The sequence below is a fragment of the Oryzihumus sp. genome, from assembly GCF_036391795.1.
Classification (GTDB): Bacteria; Actinomycetota; Actinomycetes; order Actinomycetales; family Dermatophilaceae; genus Oryzihumus.
Genome location: NZ_DASVZH010000139.1, coordinates 1 through 10,127 on the forward strand (window position 1 = coordinate 1; position 10,127 = coordinate 10,127).

A 10,127-nucleotide genomic window follows, 5' to 3' on the forward strand; every position below is an offset into this window, starting at 1 on the left:
GGTCCCCGTCGCGGTCGGGGCGCAGGGCGCTGCTGCGGCGCCGGTCTCGGGTGCCACGGGGGGCTCGGCGCCCGCCCGCTCGGCGGCCGCCGACCTGTCGCTGATGATCGCCGTCGGCATCGGCCTGCACAACTTCGCCGAGGGCCTGGCCATCGGCAACTCCGCCGCCAGCGGCGCCCTCTCCCTGGCGATCCTGCTGGTCATCGGCTTCGCGCTGCACAACGCCACCGAGGGCTTCGGCATCGTCGCCCCGCTGGCCGGCGACGCCGAGCGCCCGAGCTGGGGCCGGCTGGCCCTGCTCGGCCTCATCGGCGGTGGCCCGACCTTCGTCGGCACCCTGGTCGGGCAGAGCGTCGTCAACGACACCCTCGCCATCGCCTTCCTCGGTCTGGCCGCCGGCTCGGTGCTCTACGTCGTGATCGAGCTGCTGTCCGTGGCGCGGCGGACCGGCATGAAGGAGCTCACCACCTGGTGCATCCTCGGCGGCCTGCTCCTGGGCTTCCTCACCGACGGCATCCTGGTGGCGGCCGGCGCCTGACCCGGGCGCCCTCCTCCCACCGAACGCACGAAACGGCCCGTTTCTCCGCCTGACAGACGGTGAAGCGGGCCGTTTCGTGCGTCCGGTCCTCGATGGACCGGGGAAGAAGGCCTCAGAGTGGGCCGCTGACCGAGTCCTCCGAGGCGGCCTCGCCACGCTTGGCGGCGGCGCGGTGGCGCAGGAACTCGATGGCGACCGGGATGAGCGAGACGGCGACGATGAGCAGCAGCATGATCTCGAGGTTGCTCTTCACGAACGAGATCTGGCCGAGGAAGTAGCCGAGGACGGTCACGCCGACGGCCCACAGCAGCGCGCCGATGAAGCTGTAGGTGAAGAAGCGGCGCCGCTGCATCTTGCCCACGCCGGCCACGACGGTGATGAACGTGCGCACGATCGGCACGAACCGGCCGAGCACGATGGCCCGGTTGCCGTAGCGCTCGAAGAACTCGGTGGTCTTGTCGATGTAGGCCCGTTTGATGAGCCGGCCGTCGCGCTTGTACAGCGGCGTCCCGATGGCGCGGCCGATCTCGTAGCCCACGACGTTGCCGAGGAACGCCGCCGCCACGAGCACCACGAGGACCAGCCAGAACGGCAGGCCGAGCGGGTTGTGCGGCAGCGCGGCGAACAGGCCGATCGTGAACAGCAGCGAGTCGCCCGGCAGGAACGCTGTGAACAGCCCGCACTCGGTGAAGATGATGAGCGCGCTGATCCACAGGGCCGTGTTGCCGTAGTGGTCGAGCAGGTACTGGGGGTCGAGCCACTGCGGACCCAGGGAGTGCATCACGGGCACGAGGGTAGAGGACCGCTCTGGGAGAGTGGCCTGTGTGAACGACGCGCACGAGGTGGGGGTCGGCCCGTGGGAGGGCCCGTGGCCCTCCGACCCCCGGTACGACGAGGGCCTGCTCGCGGCGGGCGACCGGCGCAACGTCGCCGACCGCTACCGCTACTGGACGCACGAGGCGATCGTGCGCGACCTGGACACCTCCCGCCACGAGTTCCACGTCGCGGTGGAGAACTGGGCCCACGACTTCAACATCGGCTCGGTGATCCGCACCGCCAACGCCTTCAACGCCAAGGCGTTCCACATCGTGGGCAGGCGTCGCTGGAACCGGCGGGGCGCGATGGTCACCGACCGCTACCAGCACGAGCACCACCACGACAGCGTCGAGGCGCTGCTGGCGTGGGCCGCGGCCCACGGACCGGACGGGCGCGGCATACCGGTCATCGGCATCGACAACCTGCCCGGTTCGGTGCCGCTGGAGACCTACGACCTGCCGCGGCACTGCGTCCTGCTCTTCGGGCAGGAGGGGTCGGGCCTGTCCGAGGCGGCCCGGGAGGGCTGCGAGGTGATCCTCGACATCGCCCAGTTCGGCTCGACCCGCTCGATCAACGCCGGCGCGGCAGCCGCGATCGCCATGCACGCGTGGGTCAGACGTCACGTGTTCGGGCAACCCCCGTCGCCCTAGGATGCTGAAAAGCCCGGTCGCACAACGGCGTGCGTCCAACGGACCGTGAGGGAGCCCCCATGCCCATCGCGACACCTGAGGTGTACGCAGACATGCTCGACCGCGCCAAGGCCGGGTCGTTCGCGTATCCCGCGATCAACGTCTCCTCCAGCCAGACACTCAACGCCGCGATCCGTGGCTTCGCCGAGGCCGGCAGCGACGGCATCATCCAGGTCTCGACCGGCGGCGCGGAGTACCTCTCCGGACCCACGGTCAAGGACATGGTCGCCGGCTCGCTCGCGTTGGCGGCCTTCGCCCACGAGGTGGCCAGGAAGTACGACGTCAACATCGCGCTGCACACCGACCACTGCCCCAAGGACAAGCTCGACGGCTTCGTCCGGCCGCTGCTGGCCGCCTCGACCGAGCGGGTCAAGGCCGGCGGCACGCCGTGGTTCCAGTCGCACATGTGGGACGGCTCGGCCGTGCCGCTGACCGAGAACCTCGAGATCGCCCGTGAGCTGCTCGACCGGTGCAAGGCTGCCGACGTCATCCTCGAGATCGAGGTCGGCGTCGTCGGCGGCGAGGAGGACGGGGTCGTCGGCAAGATCGACGAGAAGCTCTACAGCACCCCCGAGGACGCGCTCGCCACGGTCGAGGCGCTCGGCCTGGGTGAGCACGGCCGCTACATGACCGCGCTGACCTTCGGCAACGTGCACGGCGTCTACAAGCCGGGCAACGTCAAGCTGCGCCCGGAGATCCTCAAGCAGGCCCAGGAGGCGGTCATCAAGTCCCGCGGCCTGGCCGCCGACGCCAAGCCGTTCGACCTCGTCTTCCACGGCGGTTCCGGCTCGCTGCCGGAGGAGATCTCCGCCGCCGTCGACTACGGCGTGGTGAAGATGAACGTCGACACCGACACCCAGTACGCCTTCACCCGCCCGGTCGCCGGCTTCATGTTCACGAACTACGACGGCGTGCTCAAGGTCGACGGCGAGGTCGGCAACAAGAAGGCCTACGACCCGCGCGCCTGGGGCAAGGAGGCCGAGGCCGGTATGGCGGCCCGTGTGGTCACCGCGTGCGAGAACCTTCGCTCGGCCGGGACGCACGCCAAGTGAGCAACCTGCTGGGCATCCCCGAGACCAGGCTCCCCGAGGACCCGGCTGCGGCGCGGCTGGCGGCGGGGGAGGACCCCGCCTCGGTCGCCGCGGCCCACCCCACGTCGTCGCTCGCCTGGGCCACCCTGGCCGAGGCGGCGCTGGCCGACGGCCGGACCGTCGAGGGCTACGCCTACGCCCGCACCGGCTACCACCGCGCCCTGGACGCCCTGCGCAAGAACGGCTGGCGCGGCCAGGGGCCGGTGCCGTGGTCGCACGAGCCCAACCGCGGTTTCCTGCGTGCCTTGGCCGCCCTGAGCCGGGCCGCCGGCGCGATCGGCGAGACCGACGAGGAGCGTCGCTGCGCCGACTTCCTGCGCGACTCCTCCGCCGAGGGGGCCCGCGAGCTCGGCCTCTGAGCCGCCCCGCGAGAACAGGCGCCGCCGCGTGACCCGTCACACGGCGGCGCCTGTTCTCTGTCCGGCTACTGGCGGGTAACCTCGCAGTGCCGGGCAATCCAGCGGGACGGAGAGCGCTCATGCGCAGGCGGCCGGAGTCAGCCGAGGAGCGGGCCTTCCGCGAGAGCCTTCGGGCCTTCCTCACCGAGAAGGTCCTGCCGCACGTGCAGGAGTGGGAGCACGCCCGGCTGGTGCCCAAGAGCCTGTATGCCGAGCTGGGCGCCCTGGGCGTGACCGGCCTGCAGGTCCCCGAGGAGTTCGGCGGCGCGGGGGAGAACTCCTTCCGCTACAACGTCGCCCTCGCCGAGGAGGTCGCCCGCACCGGTGCGGTCACCGGCGCGCTGCAGCTGCACCTCAACGTGGTGCTGCCCTACTTCCTGGCCTACGCGACACCGTCCCAGCGGGAGCGGTGGTTCCCCGGTTTCGCCACCGGTGAGCTGGTCACCGCGATCGCGATGACCGAACCGGGGACCGGCTCCGACCTGGCCGGCATCAGCGCCTCGGCCGTGCGCGACGGCGACGACTACGTCCTCAACGGGACCAAGACATTCATCACCGGCGGCATCCAGGCCGACCTCGTCGTCGTGGTGGCCCGCACCTCCCGGGACGCCGGCAACCGCCGGGCGGGGCTGACCCTGCTCGTGGTCGAGGAGGGCATGCCCGGCTTCACCCGCGGCCGCAACCTGGAGAAGATCGGCCTCAAGAGCCAGGACACCGGCGAGCTGTTCTTCGGCGACGTGCGGGTGCCGGTGGCCAACCGCCTCGGCGAGGAGGGCCGCGCCTTCGAGTACCTCACCGCCAACCTGCCCCAGGAGCGGATGTCCATCGCCGTCTCGGCGCAGGCCACCTGCGAGCAGGCGATCGAGCTGACCCGCGACTACGTGCGCGAGCGCAAGGCGTTCGGCACCCCGATCGCGTCGTTCCAGAACACCAAGTTCGTCCTCGCCGGGCTCTCGGCCCGGGTCGAGGCAGGACGCCAGCTCGTCGACGCCGCGCTGGAGGAGCTCGACGCCGGCACGCTGACCGGCGCCGACGCCGCCCGGGTCAAGCTCTACACGACCGAGCTGCAGGCCGAGGTCGTCGACGCGTGCCTGCAGCTGCACGGCGGCTACGGCTACATGCTCGAGTACCCGATCGCCCGGATGTACGCCGACGCCCGCGTCTCGCGGATCTATGGCGGGTCCAGCGAGATCATGAAGTCGATCATCGCCAAGGACCTCGGCCTGTAGCGGGACCACGACCCCACCCCCCCGACACCAGGAGAGAACACCTCATGCGCGACGCCGTCATCGTCCAGGCCGTGCGGACCCCGGTGGGCCGCCGCAAGGGCGCCCTCGCCGGTGCCCACCCGGCCGACCTCAGCGCCATCGCCCTGCGCGGGCTCGCCGACCGGGTCGGCCTCGACCCCGCGCTGGTCGACGACGTCATCTGGGGCTGTGTCTCCCAGGTCGGGGAGCAGGGCTTCAACGTCGGGCGGAACGGCGTGCTCGCCGCCGGGTGGCCCGAGGCCGTGCCGGCCACCACGCTGGACCGCCAGTGCGGGTCCAGCCAGCAGGCGCTGCACTTCGCCGCCGCCGGGGTCATCAGCGGGCAGTACGACGTCGCCGTCGCCGGCGGCGTGGAGTCGATGACCCGGGTCGCCATGGGCTCCAGCGTCGCGAACGGACCCGGTATGCCGTTCGGTCCGGGCGTCATGGCCCGCTACGACAACGTGGCCTTCAACCAGGGCATCAGCGCGGAGATGATCGCCCGCAAGTGGGGCCTGACTCGCGATGACGTCGACGCCTACAGCGTCGCCTCGCACGAGCTGGCCGCGGCAGCCCAGAAGTCGGGTGCGTTCGAGGAGGAGATCGTGCCGGTGCCGCTGGCCGCCGACGGCTCCGTCGTCCTCGACGGCAGTGAGCCCGCGACGACGTTCACCACCGACGAGGGCGTGCGCCCCGGCACGACGGTGGAGGTGCTCGGCGGCCTGCGCACCGCCTTCGAGGAGAACGGCACCGTCACGGCCGGCAACGCCTCGCAGATCTCCGACGGGGCCGGCGCGATGCTGGTGACCACCTCCGAGGTCGCCGCTGCGCACGGCTGGACCCCACTGGCCCGCGTGCACACTGCCGTCCTCGCCGGGGTCGACCCGGTCATCATGCTCACCGGTCCGATCCCGGCCACGGCCAAGGCGCTGGCGAAGGCGGGGCTGTCCATCGGCGACATCGACGCCTTCGAGGTCAACGAGGCGTTCGCCTCCGTGCCGCTGGCCTGGCTGGCCGAGACCGGCGCCGACCGGACCCGCCTCAACCCCAATGGCGGCGCCATCGCGCTCGGTCACCCGCTGGGCGGCTCGGGCGCCCGCCTGGCGGCCACCCTCGTGCACCACCTGGCCCGCACGGGCGGCCGCTACGGCCTGCAGACCATGTGCGAGGGCGGTGGCATGGCCAACGCGACCATCCTGGAGAACCTCACGAGCTGACGCCGCGGTGGGCCGCCCCGACGGGGGGAGGCGCGGCATACCGGCGGACGGAACGCAGAAGTGCCGGGGGCCGGGACCCTGATGAGTCCCGACCCCCGGCACTGCCCCCTGCGGTGTTGCAGGGCCCCTGTCAGCGGGATCCTGCTGTGGCCGGGAGGACCTGCGTCCCCTGCGTGTCACTCGCGGCCACTCACGATGATGCACTGTTTCCGTGCCGAACGATGGCCCTCTCCTGCCAATGGCCGTAACCTGCCAAACATGACATCGATTGCTGGCAGGGTTGCCCGCTTCGACATGGGGCAACGGAGCCTCGTCCCGGGCGGTCAGGGATGAGCCCGTACCTGGCGCCGTTCCGTGTCTCCGAGGCGGCGGAGACGCTGTACCGGCGAATCCTGCGCTCCAACAGGAGCGACGTCGCCACCCATGCTGCCGAGCTCGGCTGGACGCTCGAGGAGGCCACGACCGCGCTGCAGTCACTGATCGCGATCCGCCTCGTCCGGGAGACGACCGACCACCAGGTGGTGGTCGAGCACCCCCGCGCCGCGCTCGAGCGGCTCATCGACAGCGAGGAGGCGCGGCTGGATGCCCGGCGCCGGGAGCTGTCCGAGGCACGCAACGCGATCGCGCAGTTCGCGGCCGACCACCGAGTCGGCCAGGCGGGCAGCACGGCGACCCGCCGGCCCGCCTGGGAGGAGGTCTCGGCGCAGCTGGCGCCGAGCCTGGTCGAGCACACCATCCGCATCACCAGCGGTGTGATCCGCACGTCCGTCGTGCGGGTGGACATCGGTCCGGGACTGGACGACGACACCTACCGGACCGCCCAGGCCGCGGTTGCCGCGGGCCGCGAGCAGCGGGCGCTCTACCCGCTCAGCGCCCTGGAGGACCCCGCGAGCCAGCGGTGGATGCGCGGCTGGTCCGATGTCGGCGAGCAGCAACGGGTCACCGACAACCCGCCGAGCGAGTTCGCCGTCTTCGGCGACGAGGTGGTGCTCGCCGTGGCCAGCTGGCACGACCCCACCTCGGACTTCGTCGTCATCCGCGACGAGATGCTCGTCTCGGCGTTCACCACGATGTTCGACCTGGCCTGGACGGTGGCGCTCCCGGTGCCGGACGCCTCCGTGGAGACCGACGCCGACCGGCGCCTGCTCACCCTCCTCGGCGGCGGCCTCAAGGACGAGGCGATCGCCCGCTACCTCGGCTGGGGCGTGCGCACGGTGCGCCGCCGGGTTGCCAACCTCATGGCCGACCTGGGCGCCGACACGCGGTTCCAGCTCGGCGTCGCGGCGCAGCGTCGGGGCCTCATCGGGGCGGCGCGCGGCGGCGTCGGCCCCGGTGCTCCGACCGGGTGAGTTCGTGGCCCGCGGATCCGAGCCGGTATCGTTCGGGCGCACGGGCCCCGTGCGCACCTGCGGCGGGGCCTGAGCCATTCCCGCACCATCGGACGGGCGGGTGTGCCGTGAGCGATGCGTAGGGAAGGTGGCCCGTATGCCGGCGATCGTGCTGGTCGGCGCCCAGTGGGGCGATGAAGGCAAGGGCAAGGCGACGGACCTGCTCGGCAGCAGTGTCGACTACGTCGTGAAGTTCAACGGCGGCAACAACGCCGGCCACACCATCGTCATCGACGGCGAGAAGTACGCCCTGCACCTGCTGCCCAGCGGCATCCTCACCCCGGGCTGCACCCCCGTCATCGGCAACGGCGTGGTCGTCGACCTGTCGGTGCTGTTCGAGGAGATCGACGCGCTCAACGCCCGCGGCGTCGACACCTCGCGCCTCGTGGTGAGCGCGAACGCCCACCTGATCCCGTCGTACAACCGGGTCCTCGACAAGGTGACCGAGCGCTTCCTCGGCAGCCGCCGCCTCGGCACCACCGGTCGCGGGATCGGCCCGACCTACGCCGACAAGATGTCGCGCATCGGCATCCGGGTGCAGGACCTGTTCGACGAGAAGATCCTGCGCGCCAAGATCGAGGGCGCCCTGGACATCAAGAACCAGGTGCTCGTGAAGATCTACAACCGTCGCGCCATCGAGGTCGACGAGGTGGTCGAGGAGCTCCTGACGTATGCCGAGCGGCTGCGTCCCATGGTCGCCGACACCGGGCTGCTGCTGTCCAACGCCCTCGACGAGGGCAGGACGGTCCTGTTCGAGGCGGGCCAGGCGACGCTGCTCGACGTCGACCACGGCACCTACCCGTTCGTGACGTCCTCCAACGCGACCTCCGCCGGTGCCTGCACCGGCTCCGGCGTGCCGCCGACCCGCATCGACCGGGTCATCGCCATCCTCAAGGCCTACTCCACCCGGGTGGGCGAGGGTCCCTTCCCGACCGAGCTGCACGACGAGATGGGCGACCGGCTGCGCGACGTGGGCGCCGAGTTCGGCACCACGACCGGCCGCCCGCGCAGGTGCGGCTGGGTCGACGCGGTCGTCGGCCGCTACGCCACCCGGGTCAACGGGGTCACCGACTTCGTCGTCACCAAGCTCGACGTGCTGACCGGCCTGGAGACCATCCCGGTCTGCGTGGCCTACGACGTCAACGGCGTCCGCCACGACGAGATGCCGGTCAGCCAGAGCGACTTCCACCACGCGGTCCCGGTCTACGAGGAGCTGCCCGGCTGGAGCGAGGACATCTCCGGCTGCCGGACCTTCGAGGAGCTGCCGGTCAACGCCCAGCGCTACATCGAGCGGCTCGAGGAGCTCATCGGCGCGCGGATCTCCACGGTCGGAGTCGGCCCGGGCCGCGAGGCGACGATCGAGCGGCACTCGCTGCTCGGCTGACCGGGGCTACCTGGTGGACGAGGTCCTGCTGAGGTTCACCAAGTGGGACGGTCGTGGGCACTGGCTGGCCCCGTTGGCGCGGCTGGGGAACGACGAGCACGGGATGTGGTTGGGCGCTGTCGCCGGCACCGTGTTCACCCGGCCTGACGTGGTGGCCTACGAGGCGACCGGGCCGCTGGTCATGCTGGTCCCCCAGGGGCAGGCCTGGGTGGCGACGTTCTACGGGGACGGTCACCGGCATGACACGCGGGTTTACGTCGACATGGCGACCCCTGCAGTCTGGTCCGCGTCCGGGGCCGAGGTGACCATGGTCGACCTCGACCTCGACGTGGTGCGCACGCGGGGCGGCCGGGTCTACGTCGACGACGAGGACGAGTTCGCCGAGCACCAGGTGCGGTTCGCCTACCCGCGCGAGGTCGTGCGGATGGCCGAGTCCTCACGGGATGAGGTCCTGTCCGCGGTCCGCGCCGAGCAGGCGCCGTTCGTCCCGGCCGTGTGGGAGCCGTGGTTGGGCCGGGTGTCCTGACGTCTGCTCCGGCGCGGATCGGTTCAGCCGGCCTGGGGCTGGGTCCCGACATCCTCCCGGTGCTCCAGCCAGGCCCGGGTGATCTCGTCCCTGGCCTCGTCGAGGTCCTTGATGAACCGCGTGCGGCCCAGGTAGCGGGCTGTGAAGCCGATGACGTAGTCGCCCTGGATCACCCCGACCTCGGCGCCGTCGGACGTGGTCAGGACGAAGCGCCCGCGACGCCGGGAGACGACCAGCTCGGGTCGGCCGGCGCGCGAGTCGGTGACCTGCGAGGGCGCGGGCGGGTCGACCGCCACCTGCTGCTCGGCAGCGTGGCGGTCGGTGGGCGAAGGAGACAACGTGACGGTGCCTTCCTCGTGCAGGACGGGGTCTGGCCCGGGGTCCGCGGATCGACGCGTCGCCCGGAGCCGGCGTGGGGTGCGGAGCATGGCTCACTCCTCGGTCGGACCGGCACGGAAAATGCCGTAGGACCAGCGTAGGAATGACGTAGGCGACCTACGTCGTCCACTCGGGTGAGGACTCGCCGGCGCCGCACACCCCTTCGCCGGAGGCGGCGCTCATGCATCGGTGGGAGAGGTGGGCGCATGCCAGTGCCCCAGCCCGAGCGGGCTGGGGCACTGGCGGAGCCGGCGCTGCCTACCGCTGGAGGCGGGCCAGCCGGCGCAGGGTCGCTCCGGCCATGACCAGCATCGCCGACAGGGCGAGCAACGGGCCCACGGGCTGGGGGCCTGTCATCGGCAGGGTCCGGACCACCGGGGCTGCGGCCTGGGGCTGCGATGCCGTCTCCGCCGGCGGCTCGACTCCGTGCGACACGACGGGCTGGACGACCGGGG

General features: G+C 71.7%; 12 protein-coding genes. 9 read left to right on the forward strand and 3 right to left on the reverse strand.

Features of this window, described 5'->3' with window-relative positions; translation table 11 throughout:
• On the forward strand, positions 1-538 hold a 538-nt coding region (locus VF825_RS08080), incomplete at its 5' end, for a ZIP family metal transporter (protein WP_331111998.1).
• Positions 539-650: 112 nt separating this feature from the next.
• On the opposite strand, the gene VF825_RS08085 is transcribed toward VF825_RS08080, so the two are convergent.
• Positions 651-1,319 carry a VTT domain-containing protein gene (locus VF825_RS08085; protein WP_331112021.1) on the reverse strand — a complete coding sequence of 223 codons (669 nt, stop codon included), beginning with the start codon at positions 1,317-1,319 and terminating at the stop codon, positions 651-653.
• A 43-nt stretch (positions 1,320-1,362) separates the two neighbouring features.
• On the opposite strand from VF825_RS08085, the gene VF825_RS08090 reads away from it, so the two are divergent.
• The 8 genes from VF825_RS08090 to VF825_RS08125 all read left to right on the forward strand — a co-directional run bounded on the left by VF825_RS08090 (position 1,363) and on the right by VF825_RS08125 (position 9,294).
• Positions 1,363-2,004, forward strand: coding sequence for a TrmH family RNA methyltransferase (locus VF825_RS08090; RefSeq protein ID WP_331112000.1), 642 nt, complete (start codon positions 1,363-1,365; stop codon positions 2,002-2,004).
• Positions 2,005-2,063: 59 nt separating this feature from the next.
• Entirely contained in the window at positions 2,064-3,095 is a 1,032-nt protein-coding gene (gene fbaA, locus VF825_RS08095; RefSeq protein WP_331112003.1) for a class II fructose-bisphosphate aldolase, read from the forward strand.
• The gene (locus VF825_RS08100) at positions 3,092-3,493 is read left to right on the forward strand and encodes a DUF3151 domain-containing protein (protein WP_331112005.1); all 402 of its coding nucleotides are present in this window, start codon (positions 3,092-3,094) and stop codon (positions 3,491-3,493) included. The genes fbaA and VF825_RS08100 overlap by 4 nt, the downstream gene beginning before the upstream one ends.
• A gap of 119 nt (positions 3,494-3,612) precedes the next feature.
• Positions 3,613-4,761 carry an acyl-CoA dehydrogenase family protein gene (locus VF825_RS08105; protein WP_331112007.1) on the forward strand — a complete coding sequence of 383 codons (1,149 nt, stop codon included), beginning with the start codon at positions 3,613-3,615 and terminating at the stop codon, positions 4,759-4,761.
• A gap of 44 nt (positions 4,762-4,805) precedes the next feature.
• Entirely contained in the window at positions 4,806-5,996 is a 1,191-nt protein-coding gene (locus VF825_RS08110; RefSeq protein WP_331112009.1) for an acetyl-CoA C-acyltransferase, read from the forward strand.
• A 329-nt stretch (positions 5,997-6,325) separates the two neighbouring features.
• Entirely contained in the window at positions 6,326-7,345 is a 1,020-nt protein-coding gene (locus VF825_RS08115) for a hypothetical protein (protein ID WP_331112011.1), read from the forward strand.
• 136 nt (positions 7,346-7,481) lie between these two features.
• Positions 7,482-8,768, forward strand: a complete 1,287-nt coding sequence (locus VF825_RS08120; RefSeq protein WP_331112013.1) for an adenylosuccinate synthase — start codon at positions 7,482-7,484, stop codon at positions 8,766-8,768.
• A 13-nt stretch (positions 8,769-8,781) separates the two neighbouring features.
• Positions 8,782-9,294, forward strand: a complete 513-nt coding sequence (locus tag VF825_RS08125) for a DUF402 domain-containing protein (protein WP_331112015.1) — start codon at positions 8,782-8,784, stop codon at positions 9,292-9,294.
• 23 nt (positions 9,295-9,317) lie between these two features.
• Here the strand turns inward: VF825_RS08125 and VF825_RS08130 are convergent, their stop codons facing one another.
• Together VF825_RS08130 and VF825_RS08135 are read right to left on the reverse strand one after the other, a co-directional pair.
• Positions 9,318-9,722, reverse strand: a complete 405-nt coding sequence (locus VF825_RS08130; protein WP_331112017.1) for a hypothetical protein — start codon at positions 9,720-9,722, stop codon at positions 9,318-9,320.
• A gap of 208 nt (positions 9,723-9,930) precedes the next feature.
• A partial coding sequence (locus VF825_RS08135; RefSeq protein ID WP_331112019.1) for a hypothetical protein occupies positions 9,931-10,127 on the reverse strand: 197 nt, incomplete at its 5' end.